The sequence below is a fragment of the Maribacter polysaccharolyticus genome, assembly GCF_028882255.1.
In the GTDB taxonomy this organism is placed as follows: Bacteria; Bacteroidota; Bacteroidia; order Flavobacteriales; family Flavobacteriaceae; genus Maribacter_A; species Maribacter_A polysaccharolyticus.
Genome location: NZ_JARBUY010000005.1, coordinates 366,886 through 383,004 on the forward strand (window position 1 = coordinate 366,886; position 16,119 = coordinate 383,004).

At 43.8% G+C, this 16,119-nt stretch carries 14 protein-coding genes; 10 read left to right on the top strand and 4 right to left on the bottom strand.

What is annotated here, in order from left to right; translation table 11 throughout:
- Position 1 precedes the first annotated feature (1 nt).
- Both PHU20_RS17235 and PHU20_RS17240 read left to right on the top strand, forming a co-directional pair.
- Positions 2–421, top strand: a complete 420-nt coding sequence (locus PHU20_RS17235) for a hypothetical protein (protein WP_274826650.1) — start codon at positions 2–4, stop codon at positions 419–421.
- Positions 421–717 (top strand): DciA family protein, encoded by a 297-nt coding sequence (locus PHU20_RS17240; RefSeq protein ID WP_274826651.1) that lies wholly within the window; start codon positions 421–423, stop codon positions 715–717. The genes PHU20_RS17235 and PHU20_RS17240 overlap by 1 nt, the downstream gene beginning before the upstream one ends.
- 95 nt (positions 718–812) lie before the next feature.
- Here the strand turns inward: PHU20_RS17240 and PHU20_RS17245 are convergent, their stop codons facing one another.
- Positions 813–1,232, bottom strand: a complete 420-nt coding sequence (locus PHU20_RS17245) for a nucleoside-diphosphate kinase (RefSeq protein WP_274826652.1) — start codon at positions 1,230–1,232, stop codon at positions 813–815.
- 456 nt (positions 1,233–1,688) lie between these two features.
- Here PHU20_RS17245 and PHU20_RS17250 point away from each other — a divergent pair, with 456 nt between their 5' ends.
- From PHU20_RS17250 to PHU20_RS17260, 3 genes are read left to right on the top strand one after another with little or no spacing between them, the layout of a single operon-like run.
- Positions 1,689–2,705 (top strand): DHH family phosphoesterase, encoded by a 1,017-nt coding sequence (locus PHU20_RS17250; RefSeq protein ID WP_274826653.1) that lies wholly within the window; start codon positions 1,689–1,691, stop codon positions 2,703–2,705.
- A complete protein-coding gene (gene gldI, locus PHU20_RS17255; RefSeq protein ID WP_274826654.1) occupies positions 2,702–3,250 on the top strand; it encodes a gliding motility-associated peptidyl-prolyl isomerase GldI in 549 nt (182 codons plus the stop codon). The genes PHU20_RS17250 and gldI overlap by 4 nt, the downstream gene beginning before the upstream one ends.
- Before the next feature lie 10 nt (positions 3,251–3,260).
- Positions 3,261–4,409, top strand: coding sequence for a peptidylprolyl isomerase (locus tag PHU20_RS17260; RefSeq protein ID WP_274826655.1), 1,149 nt, complete (start codon positions 3,261–3,263; stop codon positions 4,407–4,409).
- A 205-nt stretch (positions 4,410–4,614) separates the two neighbouring features.
- Here the strand turns inward: PHU20_RS17260 and PHU20_RS17265 are convergent, their stop codons facing one another.
- A complete protein-coding gene (locus PHU20_RS17265) occupies positions 4,615–5,085 on the bottom strand; it encodes a CBS domain-containing protein (protein ID WP_274826656.1) in 471 nt (156 codons plus the stop codon).
- Between the two features lie 94 nt (positions 5,086–5,179).
- Complete coding sequence (locus PHU20_RS17270) at positions 5,180–6,640, bottom strand: aminoacyl-histidine dipeptidase (protein ID WP_274826657.1); 1,461 nt, start codon at positions 6,638–6,640, stop codon at positions 5,180–5,182.
- Between the two features lie 72 nt (positions 6,641–6,712).
- Between PHU20_RS17270 and PHU20_RS17275 the strand changes: the two genes are divergently transcribed.
- The 3 genes from PHU20_RS17275 to PHU20_RS17285 all read left to right on the top strand — a co-directional run bounded on the left by PHU20_RS17275 (position 6,713) and on the right by PHU20_RS17285 (position 12,565).
- Entirely contained in the window at positions 6,713–7,783 is a 1,071-nt protein-coding gene (locus PHU20_RS17275) for a DUF3810 domain-containing protein (protein ID WP_274826658.1), read from the top strand.
- Between the two features lie 519 nt (positions 7,784–8,302).
- Complete coding sequence (locus PHU20_RS17280) at positions 8,303–11,248, top strand: amidohydrolase family protein (protein ID WP_274826659.1); 2,946 nt, start codon at positions 8,303–8,305, stop codon at positions 11,246–11,248.
- Between the two features lie 24 nt (positions 11,249–11,272).
- The gene (locus PHU20_RS17285; protein WP_274826660.1) at positions 11,273–12,565 is read left to right on the top strand and encodes an amidohydrolase family protein; all 1,293 of its coding nucleotides are present in this window, start codon (positions 11,273–11,275) and stop codon (positions 12,563–12,565) included.
- Positions 12,566–12,661: 96 nt separating this feature from the next.
- Here PHU20_RS17285 and PHU20_RS17290 read toward each other — a convergent pair whose 3' ends face one another.
- A complete protein-coding gene (locus PHU20_RS17290) occupies positions 12,662–13,048 on the bottom strand; it encodes a hypothetical protein (protein ID WP_274826661.1) in 387 nt (128 codons plus the stop codon).
- A gap of 92 nt (positions 13,049–13,140) precedes the next feature.
- On the opposite strand from PHU20_RS17290, the gene xerA reads away from it, so the two are divergent.
- Both xerA and PHU20_RS17300 read left to right on the top strand, forming a co-directional pair.
- Entirely contained in the window at positions 13,141–14,268 is a 1,128-nt protein-coding gene (xerA, locus tag PHU20_RS17295) for a site-specific tyrosine recombinase/integron integrase (RefSeq protein ID WP_274826662.1), read from the top strand.
- Between the two features lie 1,092 nt (positions 14,269–15,360).
- The gene (locus PHU20_RS17300) at positions 15,361–15,846 is read left to right on the top strand and encodes a hypothetical protein (protein WP_274826663.1); all 486 of its coding nucleotides are present in this window, start codon (positions 15,361–15,363) and stop codon (positions 15,844–15,846) included.
- Positions 15,847–16,119: the final 273 nt, after the last annotated feature.

The following is a 16,119-nucleotide window of genomic DNA, read 5'->3' on the forward strand; positions in this document are numbered from 1 at the left end:
AATGAAACGTTTCTTTTTTTTCGGAATCATTTTGACCTTGGCCGCATGCCAAAAAAAGATCTCTACGGACGACCTGCCTTTGTTGAACGGCTATTGGGAAATCAAGCAAGTAGGCCTACCCGACGGTACCCTAAAGGAATATACCATTAACACCACGGTCGACTATATCGAGGTCAAGGATCTTTCGGGATTCAGGAAAAAGGTGTACCCCCAACTAGACGGTACCTTTGACACCTCGAACGATGTGGAATCATTTTCCTTGATCCAACGGCCCGACGGTATTGAGATACATTATAAAACCGAACACAGTGAATGGACAGAAAAACTCTTGGCTTTGAATGACGGTTCCTTCACCGTGACCAACGCCGAGAACAAAACGTATACGTACCATCGTTTTCAACCCATTAACATTAAAAAATAATGGCTAAACAAAATAAAGACAACGTACCCTTACGCGGGGCGCTTAGCGATTTTATCCAGAAAAACAAACTCCAACATGGCATTGACAAGGTAAATGCCCGGGAAGCGTGGGTCAACCTGATGGGAAATGGGGTGAACAATTACACGACGGCCATCGAACTTCGTAACGAGACGCTGTATGTTTCCCTATCCTCATCGGTACTCCGTGAAGAACTGAGCTTGGGAAAATCCAAAATCGTACAAATGCTGAATGAGGAAATCGGAAAAGACCTGGTGAAAAAAATAATACTGCGATAAAAAAAATCCCGTTCGGTTACGAAAACCGGACGGGCATACTTTTAAAAGAATATTCGGCCCAAAGCAAGTAAGGCCAAAACCGCTTAACCTCTATACTAAAAAATCTCCCTTCCCGAAAAATGAAAAGCCCCTTCAATGGCGGCATTTTCATCACTATCCGAACCATGGACGGCGTTTTCGGAAATACTGGTCGCAAACATCTTACGAATGGTGCCTTCCGCAGCTTCCTCAGGATTGGTAGCACCGATCAAAGCCCTAAAATCCTCAACGGCATTTTCTTTTTCCAAAATCGCGGCCACTATAGGCCCTCGGGTCATAAATTGCACCAAATCGGCAAAGAAAGGACGCTCATTATGTATTTCATAGAATTTTTCAGCATCGCCTTTACTCAATTGGGTGAATTTCATCGCTACGATTTTAAATCCGGCAGAATTGATTTTCTCCAAGATTGCCCCAATACTCCCTTTTTCAACCGCATCGGGTTTGATCATCGTAAAAGTCCTGTTTGTTGTCATTTGTCAAAATTTGGTCAAAAATACGTTTAATTCCCAAAAATCCTAAAAAAGCGGGAGGGATTAATGTGTCCGTTACCCAATACCCCACAGGTTTCCGCACTTCGCCCCCAAAAAAAATACAATCGATTCTTAACTTCCCTTTACCCCTGCATGCCACTCTCCCATGTTTATTTCCCGGGATCGGGTCCTTTTTGGTTATATATACATATTGAGGATTTATGGGGTTGCCCAGGGTTCAAACCGGTAATTCCCCACTCCCCGACCTTATGTTCCTATACCTTATTATTACCTCAGGACCCGAAAGTCCATAAAACCCTTACCCGGATCCGACCCCCATGGATATCAGGGTAGGTCACGGAAAGGAAAATAGATCGATTGCCGTAAATGAATCCCGCCAAAAGGGTAAAAATATTCCATCATGATGAAAGTCCATGCTATATTACTATCTTTGGGCACATGAATTCAGAGGACATAAACGCGGTAGCAAGGCTACTTTCCAAACCCCAAAAAATAGTAATCATACCCCATAAGAACCCTGACGGCGATGCCATCGGTTCTACCTTGGCATTATGGCATTACCTTAAGAACAGGGGGCAAAAGGCCCAGATCATTGCTCCCAATGACTTCCCGAAATTCTTAAAATGGATGCCCGGGCAGGATCAGATCCTGAATTTTGAAAAGGAGAATGCGCAATCCAAGGCTTATATCGATGAAGCAACGCTGATATTTACGTTGGATTTCAACCATTTGGGACGCATAGGACAAGTAGAACCCTGCCTTAAGGAAAGTGATGCCACTTTTATTATGATAGACCATCACCAGGCCCCTTCCGATTATGCCGATTATATGTATTCGGACGTGCTGATGAGCTCTACCTGTGAGATGGTTTATAATTTTATCGAATTTTTAGGGGATGATGACAAAATTACCCCGGAAATAGCCAATTGCATCTATACCGGAATCATGACCGATACGGGGTCGTTCAAATATTCATCGACTACGAGTAGGACCCATAGGGTCGTTGCCGCTTTGATCGATAAAGGGGCAGAAAACACGAAAGCACACAATCTCGTATATGACACCAATACCCCCAACCGCTTACATTTATTGGGCTGCGCCTTAAAGAACATGGTTATCCTGGAGGAATACAGCACCGCATACATTACACTGAGCCAGGATGAATTGGACACCTATGGTTTTCAAAAAGGCGATACCGAGGGGTTCGTCAATTACGGACTTACCCTTCATGGCATCTGTTTTGCCGTGATATTCATAGAAAACAAGGATGAAGGCATCATCAAGATCTCATTCCGTTCCGAAGGGGATTTCTCGGTAAACGAGTTTGCCAGAAAACATTTCAATGGGGGCGGACATACCAATGCCGCCGGGGGACGCAGTGATGTATCCTTGAAAGAAACCGTTGACTACTTTAGCACACTCTTAAAAGACTATAAGACGCAATTGAACCCATGAAACAGTTTCTATTACTTCTAATGGCCACGCTCGTTTTGGGTTGTGGCGGTCCCGAACCCCGACGCCCAGTACAAAGAAAATCGGGAAACATCGATTCCTCCATTGAACGGAGCAAAAAACTATTGGCCCTTGAAGAACGAATGATCGGTGAACTCATAAAAAGTGATTCCCTGCATGAGTACACCCACAGCAGTACGGGTACATGGTACTATTACGACCACAAAAACGAGATGGCCGAATACACCCCCCGACCCGATGACCTGGTCACCATGACCTATAACGTCATGAGCTTCAATAACGACACCATTTACTCACAGGAAGAAATCGGGATCTTCAACTATAAGGTAGACAAGCAAGAACTTTTTCCGGGATTGCGCAACAGCATCAAATTATTGAAGGAGAATGAAACCGCTACCTTCTTTTTCCCATCTTCCCTAGCCTATGGCTATCATGGGGATGAGCATAAAATAGGTATCAACGTACCCTTAAAATCAACGGTAACCATATTCAAAATCCATAAACAACAAGATAGTATTCAAAATTAAACCACCAACAATGAAAAAACATTTTCTATTATTACTTACCCTTTCAATAGCCTTGACCAGTTGCAAATCGAGCAAATATCCCGAATTGGGAGATGGTCTCTTCGCGGACATCCAAACCACAAAAGGCGACATCATTGTTAAATTGGAAGCGGAAAAAACCCCGGTAACGGTTGCGAACTTCGTATCCTTGGCCGAAGGCACAAACCCATTCGTAAGTGAGGAATACCAAGGCAAAAAGTATTATGACGGTGTCATTTTCCATAGGGTCATCAAAGATTTCATGATTCAAGGAGGAGACCCTACAGGCACCGGAAGCGGCAATCCGGGTTACAAGTTCAAGGATGAGTTCAATGATTCATTGACCCATTACAAGGCAGGCATACTGTCTATGGCCAATGCAGGACCCACAACCAATGGAAGCCAGTTTTTCATCACCCATAAAGAAACCCCTTTCCTAGACGGCAGGCATACCGTTTTCGGGGAAGTCGTAAAGGGTATGGAGATTGTCGATTCCATAGCCAATGTTGAAACCTCACCTTCACCACAAAAAGACAGGCCTGTCGAAGACGTGGTAATGAACACCGTGGAGATCATCAGGAACGGAAAAGCGGCCAGAAAGTTCGATGCCGTAAAGGTCATGACCGAATATTTCGACGCCGAGAAGAAAAGGTTGGCCGAGGAAGAAAAAGAAAAACAGGCCAGACAAGTGGAATATGACAAAATGCTTCCTGAATTCGCTGCAACCTTAGCGGCCGACAAAAATAAGGCAACCACCCTACCTTCGGGATTACAGTTGTTAAAACTTGTTGAGGGCACTGGTGAAAAGCCTACTATTGGTCAACAGGTAAAGGTTTTTTACGCCGGTTACCTGGAAGACGGTACCCTTTTTGACAGCAACTATGAAGATATCGCAACAAAATTCATGCAATACAATCCGCGTAGAAAAGCCGGCGGAGGGTATGAGGCCGTTCCCATGCCTTACAGTCCGGATGCCGGATTGATCCCAGGTTTCAAAGAAGGACTCTTGACCATGAACGTCGGTGATAAGATCCGTGTGTTCATTCCTCCCCATTTAGGCTATGGTGAGCAAGGCAGTGGTCCTATTCCCCCAAATTCCAATTTAATTTTCGATTTGGAGATTACCGGTATCGTGGAATAATAAAAAACAGGATATACATTAAAAAATCCCGAAGCCTTTTTTAGGTTTCGGGATTTTTTCATCCCTTATTTCAGGGAACACCATGTTTTACCTTCTTGCCGTTTGCCTTCTTGATACCGAACAGGCATTTTCCAAAGACCCGACGTACCGGGGTCGAAACAACAAATGCCGATGTAGGGGAATCAATTCGCCCTCACCCAAAAAATCATTTTTTCCAATTTTGGGATTTCAGCATAACGGTGGCTTTAAGAATATCCTTTTGTGATATCTGCCCCACCAATTTACCATCCTTTACAATCGGGAAACGCCTACGTCTTTCGTTGAGGAATTTGTTCGCCGCATCAAAGATGTTCATATCACCATCAATGGTCTCAACATTCCGAATCATCCTTTGTTCAATGGTAGCTTGGGCCATTGGCAGATTGTAATAGCGACTGTCGCTGATATGTTTTATACAATCCCCTTCGGATATCATACCCACCAATTCATTCTTATCATTGACCACGGGTCCGCCTGAAATCTTGTTGCCGAGCAAAGCATCGATAACTTCTTCAACGGATTGCTCGGGCCTGAACGTTATAAGCTTCGTGGTCATATAATCGCTGACCTTCAAAGGAATCTCCGTTGTCGTGGTATTTTGATTCTTTCTTGCGCCTTGAAAACTTTTTATACCCATAACCTTAAATTTAGTAATTACTTAAAATTAAAGAATAAAAAATGACAAAACACAAATTTATCGTTAATTTATTATGTAAATCAAGTATTACCTGTTAATTTTTAGGGATGTCCTTAAGGATTTCCAATAAAAATTTCCAAAACTTCCGAACCGAGGAAATACTTGCCCTTTCGTCTGGGGAGTGCGCCCCTTTAATGGTAGGACCAAAACTGATCATATCCATTTCGGGGTAATTCTGCCCTAGGATACCACATTCCAAACCGGCATGGCACGCCACTACCTGTGGTTTTTCCCCAAATAGGGAGGCATATTTACCCTCAAGGACATCCAATATGGCGGAATCCGGATTCGGGTTCCAACCGGGGTAATCCCCATCGAAACCAACCGAAAAATCCGCTAATTCGAAAGCCGATTTAAGGGCATTCGCCACATCCATCTTGGCCGAATTCACCGATGACCGGGTTAAGCACCCTATTTTCATCTTTCCGTCCTTCACCTCGACACGGGCGATATTGTTCGAAGTTTCCACCAAATCGGATATCGCCGCACTCATGGCATATACCCCATTATGGGCAGCATAGACAGCCCTTACCAATTTTTCTAGGACCGTTTTATGCATTACTTTTTCCGGGGTATCGATCTTTACCGCCGTTAGCTCCAATTCGGGTTCTTTAATGGCAAATTCCGCTTTAATGATAGCTGCCCATTGCTTCAATCTGCTTTCAAAATCTATGACTTGATCGTTCTTTACCGCTATTTTCGCAAAACTTTCCCTAGGAATGGCATTGCGCAAACTTCCACCGTCAATTTCGGAGAGCTGTATATCGAAAGCTTCCGTTGCATTATAAAGCAAGCGGTTCATGATTTTGTTCGCATTTCCCAATCCCTTATGGATATCCATACCGCTATGACCGCCTTGCAGGTTCTTTACCGTAATGAGGTATCCTACCGAACCGGCGGCCGTGGGTTCTTCCGTATAGCTCCTGGTTGCCGTTACATCGATACCTCCCGCACAACCGATATCGATTTCATCATCTTCCTCGGTATCGAGATTCAACAATATCGCGCCTTGCAGTACGCCGCCTTCGAGCCCCATTGCACCGGTCATTCCGGTTTCTTCATCAATCGTAAAAAGGGCTTCCAAAAAAGGATGGGGAATATCGGTACTTTCGAGTAAGGCCATAATGGCGGCAACCCCTAGACCGTTATCGGCCCCCAAGGTGGTACCCTGGGCCTTTACCCAATCGCCATCGACATACATCTTAATGCCCTCTGTATCAAAATCGAACTTCGTATCCGCGTTCTTTTGGTGCACCATATCGAGATGGGATTGCAAGGTGACCTTTTTACGGTCTTCCATACCCGCTGTGGCCGGCTTCCTGATGATCACATTCCCTACGCTATCGGAAAAGGTTTCAAGCCCTAACGACGTACCGAAATCCAACATAAACCGTATCACCCGCCCTTCTTTCTTCGAGGGCCTGGGCACTTCGTTCAAATCAGCGAATTTATTCCACACCTCCCGTGGTTCCAACTGTCTTACTTCTTTCCCCATACTATTGTTTTTACCGTTCAAAAGTACGTCATACGAATGTAATTTCAGGTATTAATCCCTATTTTTGAAACCATGGTTCACAACATCAAAAATTGGGTCGCAGCATCCATTATCCCACAGATAATCATCGTAAAATGGTGGGGTAACCATCCCGAGAGTATCGAAAAATATTACAGTAATGGCATTTACCCATGGATATCGGGTTTTTTTAGGGTTTTATACGGATGGATTCCCTTTTCCATAGGGGATATCCTCTATTTTTCAATATCCCTTTTGGCACTTCGCTATTTATGGAAGCATTGGCTAAAAATAAAGACCTATCCCCTACTTTTTTTACGCAATATCATCTTTGTCCTTTCGATTGCTTATTTCACCTTTCATTTGCTTTGGGGGTTCAATTACTACCGGGAGCCCATTGCCAAAAGGTTCGCCCTCGAGAACAGACATACCGACACCGAACTCTTGGCCCTCACGGAAGCCTTGATCCAACAGACCAACACCTTACAATATGCCATTACGAAGGATACGGCCCAGGCCGTAGTGGTCCCCTACACCAAAAAGGAAATTCTGGACAAAACCCTGATCGGTTATGAAAACTTGGGGAATGCCTATCCTTTTTTGACCTATGGCCACCCCAGTATAAAAACGTCACTGTTCAGTACGGGATTGAGCTATATGGGATATGGGGGGTATTTGAATCCGTTTACCCATGAGGGACAGGTAAATGGGCGACTCCCGGTTTTTAGGTTCCCTGTGGTCGCCGGACACGAAATAGGGCACCAAATCGGCTATTCTGCAGAGAACGAGACCAACTTCATTGGGTATTTGGCCACCATTTACAATCCGGATATCTATTTTCAATATACCGCCTATGCCTATGCCCTAACCTATTGCCTAAGTGACCTACGAAGGAACGACGAGGCCAAATTCAAGGAACTGTATGCTGGGATAAACCCGGGTACCCGAAAGAATTTCATGGAAATGGCCCGTTTTTGGCAATCGTTCGAAAACCCCATGGAACCGGTATTTAAATCCATTTTCAATTCTTTCCTAAAAGCCAACAACCAAAAACAAGGCATCAAAAGCTATAATGCCGTGGTTTCCCTAATGGTCACCTATCACAAAGACCATCCGGTGGAGTGAGCAATTAGCAATGGTCAATTAGCAATTAACAGTGAACAATTAGCAGTGGGCAGTTATCAGTAGACAGTGAGCAGTGGGCAGTTTTCAGTAGACAGTGGGCAGTGGACAGTTGGCAATTGACAATGGACAATTAGCAATTAGCAATTAGCAGTGAACAGTAGGCAGTAGGCAGTGGACAGTTGGCAATTAACAATGGTCAATTAGCAATTAACAGTGAACAATTAGCAGTGGGCAGTTATCAGTAGACAGTGAGCAGTGGACAGTGGACAGTGGGCAGTGGGCAGTTATCAGTAGACAGTGAGCAGTGGACAGTGGACAGTGGGCAGTGGGTAGTAGACGGTTGACTGTGAGGGGCCAACAATATATTCCACTTTTCTTTATTGCCTTATCCTTTTGATTTTCGTCATTTTACCTGCAATTCTTCAACGATTTGCGCAAAACGTTAAAAATAGTTAACACAGTTACCCGTTTTGATCGCTTATTATATCTTTAGTTCCGATAAATAACTAAACCGATTTTATGAGAATGAAACTACTGGCACTCACGCTATTTTGGTGTGGTGCAACGCTATTTGCCCAAGATTATTTTCCGGATAACGACGGGGTAAAATCAAAAAACAAGAATTATACGGCCTTTACGAATGCCAAGATTTACATTACCCCCACCCAGGTGGTAGACCAAGGTACCTTATTGATCCAAAACGGCAAGGTGGTACAGGTAGGCACCTCGGTAACGTTGCCCAAAAACACGGTTACCATTGACCTTAAAGGAAAAACGATATACCCTTCCTTTATCGATATCTATTCCGATTTCGGGGTCGAAAAACCCAAAAGGGTCGAAGGTTCGCGACGTTCGGCCCAGTTCAACCCCACACGGGAAGGTTTTTATTGGAACGATCATATCATGCCTGAAAACGATGCCATTGGCAATTTCAAATATGACGACAAAAAAGCCGAGGAACTGCGCAAGGCCGGATTTGGCGTGGTCAATTCGCACATACAGGATGGTATTGCCCGTGGTACAGGCGTTCTTATCGCCCTAAACGGTAAAGGGGACGACTCGCAACGGATCATTGATGATCGCTCGGGACAATATTTTTCATTTACCAAGAGTGTGGCCTCCAACCAAAGTTATCCTACTTCCTTGATGGGGGCCATCGCCCTTTTACGCCAAATGTACATTGATGCGGATTGGTATGCCAAAGGAAATGTCGACACCAAAGACCGTTCTTTGAAAGCCTTGAACGCCAACAAAGGTTTGGTACAGATCTTTGATGCCGGGGACAAAGGCAATATCGTACGGGCCGATGGTATTGGTGATGCCAACGGCATACAATATGCGATATTGGGCGGTGGTGATGAGTATGAAACCATAGCCGACATCAAAAACACCCAAGCAAAACTGATCATTCCCTTAAACTTCCCTGATGCCTACGACGTTAGCGACCCCTACCAGGCTTCATATGTTTCCTTGGAAGACATGCGCCACTGGAACCAAGCGCCTGCCAACCCCAAAATACTTGCAGCGAACGGGGTTACTTTCTCCTTTACCTTGAACGGATTGAAATCGCCTTCGGAGCTAAAGGACAAGCTACAGAAAGCCATTACCTACGGACTACCGAAAACAAAGGCATTGGAAGCACTTACCACCGTGCCTGCACAGATAATGGGCCGAACCGATAAGATAGGATCCCTGCAACAAGGTCGCTATGCCAACTTTTTGATCACTTCGGGTGATATCTTTGATGAAGGAACCACCTTATATGAAAATTGGGTACAGGGGACCAAAAACACCATCAATGACATGGACCTGACCGATATTCGTGGGGATTACACCTTAAAGACAGGAGGCGACACCTTTACGGTTTCCATTTCCGGGGAAGTGGCAAAACCAAAAACAAAGGTCACTAAGGATACCGTATCCTATTCCTCCAAAATGACCTTTAAAGAAAATTGGATGCAATTGTCATTTTCAAAGGGAGACCAATTGTACCGATTATCGACTTTGGTAAAAGACACCAAAACCCCTATAACGGGAAAAGTGATCTTATCCGATGGACAAGAAGCCCCTTATACCCTTTCTTTGACCAAAGCTTTTGAGGCCAAGGAAAAAAGTAAAAAGGCTTCCGAAATGCCCGAGATCGTACCGGTCACCTACCCGAACGTAGGTTATGGTTATCGTGAGATTCCCCAATCTGAAACCATTTTGTTCAAAAATGCAACGGTTTGGACCAGTGAAGACGCCGGAATTTTAGAAAACACCGATGTATTGATCAAAGACGGGAAAATCTCAAAAATAGGAAAGGACCTGAAACCGGGGCGTGCCAAGGTTGTTGATGCGACCGGAAAACACCTAACGGCAGGTATTATTGACGAACATAGCCATTTGGCCGCCTTGGCCGTCAACGAATCGGGTCAAAACTCCTCTGCCGAGGTAACCATGGAAGATGTGGTCGACCCAGAGGATATCGGTATCTACAGGAATTTAGGTGGTGGGGTAACCACTTTACAATTGTTACACGGTTCTGCGAACCCCATTGGCGGCCGATCGGCCATTTTGAAACTGAAATGGGGCGAAAGTGCCGAGAACATGATTTATGACAATTCGCCCAAATTCATCAAATTCGCCTTGGGTGAAAATGTAAAACAGAGCAACTGGGGTAGCTTCAATCGTTTTCCCCAAACCCGTATGGGGGTTGAACAGGTGTTCATGAACTACTTTCAACGCGCCAAGGAATACGAAGCCCTAAAGAAAAGTGGAAAGCCGTATCGGAAAGATGCCGAAATGGAGACCTTGGTCGAAATCATCAATGGGGAACGCTTTATCAGTTGCCATTCGTATGTACAGAGCGAGATCAATATGTTGATGAAAGTCGCCGAGAAGTTCAATTTTAAAGTAAATACCTTTACCCACATCTTAGAAGGGTACAAAGTTGCCGATAAAATGTTGGAGCACGGTGTGGGTGCCTCTACCTTCAGCGATTGGTGGGCCTATAAATATGAAGTTAAGGATGCGATCCCCTACAATGCGGCCATCATGCAAAGCGTAGGGCTCACCGTTGCCATCAACAGCGACGATGCCGAGATGTCGCGCAGGCTGAACCAAGAGGCCGGAAAGACCGTTAAATATGGCGGCGTATCCGAACTCGAGGCTTGGAAGATGGTCACCATCAATCCGGCAAAACTGTTACATATAGACGAACGTGTGGGAAGTATCAAAGAAGGTAAGGATGCCGATTTGGTGCTTTGGAGCGACCACCCCTTATCCATTTATGCAAAGCCGGAAAAAACATTGATCGAAGGCGCCGTCTATTTCGATCTTGAAAAAGACCAACAACAGCGAGCGGCCGTTACCCAAGAGCGCAGCAAGCTCATAGGTATGATGCTCAAGGAAAAAGAAAGTGGCGCCAAGACACAGGGCCCTAGGAACAACAAGAAGGAAACCTTCCACTGCGACTCACTCTAATAGGTATTGAAAATGGATAAAATAATGAGAAAATCGATATATAGTTTAGCATTCGCTGCGACCACCTTTTTTATGGGAATGGCACAGCAAACCCCGGCTCCCGTGCAGCAAGAAGCCATCTCAATAGATGGGGCCACGGCGCATTTGGGCAATGGGAAAGTGATTGAAAATGCGTTGATCATGTTCGAAGACGGCAAGCTTACGTTTGTAGGCAGTGCCATGACAAAGATTGCCCGTAAGGGAACGGTCATCAAAGGCAAGGGTACGCATGTGTACCCGGGTTTTATCGCCCCCAACAAATCTTTGGGCCTTGTTGAAGTCGATGCCGTAAGGGCCACGAACGATCAGGACGAGATCGGGGATATGATTCCCCATGTGCGCAGTCTGATCGCCTACAATGCCGAATCGCAGGTGGTAGAGAGTATGCGTCCGAACGGCGTACTTTTAGGACAGATCACCCCCAAAGGCGGGCGTATTTCGGGCACCTCGTCAATCGTGCAGTTCGATGCCTGGAACTGGGAGGATGCCGCGGTTAAGGTCGATGATGGCATTCATATGAACTGGCCCAATAGTTTTCGTAGAAATCGTAGACGTGGTGGACCCGGAGGTCTACAACCCAATAAGGAATATGCCGATCAGATCGAGGAAATTGAACGTTTTCTGCAGCATGCGATGGCCTACAACAAAACGGGAAGTACCGAACTGAATCCGGCCTTTGCCGCCATGAAAGGCCTTTTTGACGGCTCCCAAAGGCTATACCTTAATGCGGATGGCGAAAAAGAGATCATAGACGGCATTACCATGGCCAAGGAGCACGGTATTGAACATGTGGTCTTGGTCGGTGGATACCATGCGTATAAGGTGACCGACTTTTTAAAGCAACACGACATTCCCGTTTTGGTGCAGCGCACCCACAGTCGCCCCAATTTTGATGATGAGGACTATGACCTACCGTATAAGCTGCCCAAATTATTGTCCGATGCCGGACTTTTAGTGGCCTTGCAAAACGGGGGCAGTGCCAATTTCCAGACCCGAAACCTACCGTTTTATGCCGGGCAGGTGGTATCCCAGGGTATGGACAAGGAAAAAGCCCTACAACTCATAACAGGGAACAGCGCCCAGATCTTGGGCATAGCGGATACCTATGGCACCTTGGAAGTAGGCAAAAGCGCCACCCTTTTCATATCTAAAGGCGATGCGTTGGATATGCGGGGCAACCAACTTACAAAGGCCTTTATAGACGGTCGGGATATTTCGTTGGAAACCCACCAAACCGTATTATGGAAACGGTACATGGGGAAATATGAAGTAAAATAAATATAATGGCTGTTGGTGCATTGGTAGGTATAGGTATCGGAAAAGAACCTATGCATTACACCAACAGCCTTTTCTTTTTTGCTTCACAAAATGGTATTATGCCGATTTTTCCATATAGTCTTGCCATCGTATAAGTATGAATTTTTCTTTTCCGTACTCTTTTTTCCTCAAGAATCCGTATTCATAAACGAAGAGATACACATCCCCTTTTTTATTTTTCCAATAGTGGGTAAAAAAATCAGGATTGAATCCCAATTGCATTAATAATTCGGTCCTAACGGTCACCTTCCCCCCTTTGTTGAAGGTCTTCAACAGCTTACGGTTCAGCTTCAATTGGTTGTTCACCTTGTCATAAAAGCGTTCTGGCCCTTCTTTCTTTTTTTGGTATTGATACGCACTTTTGCAATGCAGATCGCAATACTTCTTATCGGTACGTCCGATAAGCTCCTTTTTACAATACAAACATTGGTGCTGTAATCTCATTTCCAAATCATTAAAAGAATAATTATACGAACAATATTCGGTTAATATACGATTAAATCATTTTGTTTTTTGATATTTAATAAAACCGGTTTATGTTCAAGGGCAGAAACATTACTTTAAAACACTTGCTGATCGGAGGCGAAAGGCAAATCGGCTTACAATTCAGATCTGATAAGGTCATACAGGCCTTGTTGGACAAATTGCCAGGTGTTTCCTGGTCCGATGAATATGGCATGTATTATGTTGTGAACAATAAGGCCAGTCTGGGAAAGATCTTTGACACATTTAGGGGGGAAGTCTGGATCAATGGCAATTATTTTTTTCAGCCCGAACAGGAACTCAATACCGAAATGCCCCCTAATGTACACTGGTATAGAAATAGGACTTTGAATAATGGTCATAAAAGATGCCCAGTGGCGTATTTGGATAAGTTGGAAATCAGGAAATATGCCGCTAACACCGTAAAGAGCTATGTGCACCAGTTTGAACGCTTCATTAACCATTACCCTAATATCGAACCAAGGGACATCACCGAAAACGAGGTGAGATTATATCTACAAAAGCTTATCCAGGAAGGTCGATCCAATTCTTACATCAACCAAGCGGTAAACAGTATAAAATTTTATTTTGAGCGCGTTATGGGAATGCCCAATAGGTTTTATGCGATAGAACGTCCAAGGAAGCTACAACAATTGCCCAAGGTATTGTCAAAACAAGAAGTGCATGCCCTAATTGAAAACACCAACAACCTTAAGCATAAGTGCATCGTTTCATTACTCTACTCCGCCGGCCTTAGAAGAAGTGAACTCCTTAACCTTAAATTAAATGACATTGATAGCAAACGTATGCTGATCTGTATAAAGGGAGGAAAAGGCAATAAGGACAGAATGACCGTTCTGAGCCCTACCCTATTAAAGGACTTGAGATTATATTATAAGGAATACACCCCTAGGGTATATCTTTTTGAAGGACCACGGAATAGACCTTACACAGCATCTAGCGTGTTGAAACTTATATCAAATGCCGCATTAAAGGCGGCAATCCCCAAAAAGGTGACACCGCACATGTTAAGGCACAGCTTTGCTACCCACCTACTTGAAGATGGGGTTGATATCAGGCATATTCAATTATTACTCGGACATAATTCTACCAAGACAACAGAAATTTACACCCATGTGGCGGAAACCTCTTTCAAGGACATCAAAGATCTCTTATCTTAGTTCTGCACATAAAAGATATATAGATCATACGATCTATATTCCTACGTTAGCGGTAACTTGCTCTAAAATAAAGAGCAGCTTCGGGACTTCTCTTTTTTGCTGCCTACCCTATAGTTTTACCAATCTGTATGCAAGCAGTACGTATATTAGGGCAGCAAAAAATCCACGGTTTGTAAATCGCACAATCAGGCGTTCAGATGGTTTTGGGATCTATAATAGAGCAACGTAAGGGCTCTTCCTTTTGCCGCCAATACGCAAGGGTTACGCAAGCAGTACGCATATGGACCATTGGCTTGTCCTTCCCTGTCCAGGTTTTGCAAAACCTTAGATTATAATTGTTTCCATTAAGGCCTGCGCCGGATTGAATATGCGGCAAAAATACGTGGACAAATGTATTGGCTTGGACTTGTGGGCATGGGCAGCGCTGCAAGCAACCGCTAACAATACCTATAATTCAGTCTTGCCTTTTCCAAAAGATAAAATTGCTTACTTTTATTCCTGCACGATTCCGATCATGTAAAATCCTGTCGGATTTCCCAGACCGAAATCATAGCTTTAACGTTAGCGGTAACTTGCTCTAAAATAATGAGCTGGTTAGGGACTTCTTCTTTTTTGCTGCCTACCCTATAGTTTGACCAATCTGTATGCAAGCAGTACGTTTATCAGGGCAGCAAAAAAAATACGGTTTGTAAATCGCACGATCAGGCTTTCAGATGGTTTTGGGATTTATAATAGAGCAACCTAAGGGCCCTTCCTTTTGCCGCCAATACGCAAGGGTTACGCAAGCAGTACGTAGTGGCCTATGGTCTGCCCTTCCCTGCCCAGGTTTAGTAAAACCTCAGATTATAATTGTTTCCATTAAGGCCTGCGCCGGATTGAATATGCGGCAAAAATACGTGGACAAATGTATTGGCTTGGACTTGTGGGCATGGGCAGCGCTGCAAGCAACCGCTAACAATACCTATAATTCAGTCTTGCCTTTTCCAAAAGATAAAATTGCTTACTTTTATTCCTGCACGATTCCGATCATGTAAAATCCTGTCGGATTTCCCAGACCGAAATCATAGCTTTAACGTTGGCAAACATTATAAAATGAAATATCAAATACTTTTAATTTTTGGTCTATTAACAACCACTTTACATTCTCAGAACAGTTTTACCTCGAATGAAAAGAGGGATAGCATATTGTTTAAAAACATAAAAGATTTAGCTATTTCTGTTTCCGACAAACAAATGAAATTAGATAAGTTAGTTTGGTACCATAGTGATTCAACTCTTTCAATGAGGAAAAGTCTCAAGAGATTTAAAAGAGACTTGCACAAATCAAAGCAAACTATGGATTATTATTTTGACCGTAATATTTCGAAAACTGGATATATTCAGTATTCAGTTCATTTTTATGTGAAGAACAATAATGAGCAGCATTCAAAAATTTACGTTGGTTATAAACCAGATGAATTAATCGCAGATTATATACAAATCGACACTAAGGATGATATAAATCTAATGAAAGCTGAATGGAGAAGCCAAGTTAGCGACATACCGCCTCCACCGTTTCCTATGATGAAGAAAAATTAAAAAATAACGTTTGCCAACAAAACCTATAAACAATACGGGCTTCGGGCTTAATTGAAAGGTTTGCGTATTTTATGATGTCCGCAAAATTTTTGGGATTTTGCTTTGACAAGGAAAAGAAAAAACAAAACCAAAAGATTTCGCTATGTGCGTGGCGGAAAGTAAACGCTTGTTTGCTCACGTACTGTTCATAGCCGAACCGTTAGCAAATATTTGAATGAAATTTAATCGGACACGACATAAAGCTTTAGTTGTTCTATCTGAGAAGTTCAATAG

Excerpts from the sequence above, each read along its gene's own strand:
- PHU20_RS17235 (WP_274826650.1), top strand. The coding sequence starts at position 2 with ATGAAACGTTTCTTTTTTTTCGGAATCATTTTGACCTTGGCCGCATGC.
- PHU20_RS17240 (WP_274826651.1), top strand. The coding sequence starts at position 421 with ATGGCTAAACAAAATAAAGACAACGTACCCTTACGCGGGGCGCTTAGC.
- PHU20_RS17245 (WP_274826652.1), bottom strand. The coding sequence starts at position 1,232 with ATGACAACAAACAGGACTTTTACGATGATCAAACCCGATGCGGTTGAA.
- PHU20_RS17250 (WP_274826653.1), top strand. The coding sequence starts at position 1,689 with ATGAATTCAGAGGACATAAACGCGGTAGCAAGGCTACTTTCCAAACCC.
- gldI (WP_274826654.1), top strand. The coding sequence starts at position 2,702 with ATGAAACAGTTTCTATTACTTCTAATGGCCACGCTCGTTTTGGGTTGT.
- PHU20_RS17260 (WP_274826655.1), top strand. The coding sequence starts at position 3,261 with ATGAAAAAACATTTTCTATTATTACTTACCCTTTCAATAGCCTTGACC.
- PHU20_RS17265 (WP_274826656.1), bottom strand. The coding sequence starts at position 5,085 with ATGGGTATAAAAAGTTTTCAAGGCGCAAGAAAGAATCAAAATACCACG.
- PHU20_RS17270 (WP_274826657.1), bottom strand. The coding sequence starts at position 6,640 with ATGGGGAAAGAAGTAAGACAGTTGGAACCACGGGAGGTGTGGAATAAA.
- PHU20_RS17275 (WP_274826658.1), top strand. The coding sequence starts at position 6,713 with ATGGTTCACAACATCAAAAATTGGGTCGCAGCATCCATTATCCCACAG.
- PHU20_RS17280 (WP_274826659.1), top strand. The coding sequence starts at position 8,303 with ATGAGAATGAAACTACTGGCACTCACGCTATTTTGGTGTGGTGCAACG.
- PHU20_RS17285 (WP_274826660.1), top strand. The coding sequence starts at position 11,273 with ATGAGAAAATCGATATATAGTTTAGCATTCGCTGCGACCACCTTTTTT.
- PHU20_RS17290 (WP_274826661.1), bottom strand. The coding sequence starts at position 13,048 with ATGAGATTACAGCACCAATGTTTGTATTGTAAAAAGGAGCTTATCGGA.
- xerA (WP_274826662.1), top strand. The coding sequence starts at position 13,141 with ATGTTCAAGGGCAGAAACATTACTTTAAAACACTTGCTGATCGGAGGC.
- PHU20_RS17300 (WP_274826663.1), top strand. The coding sequence starts at position 15,361 with ATGAAATATCAAATACTTTTAATTTTTGGTCTATTAACAACCACTTTA.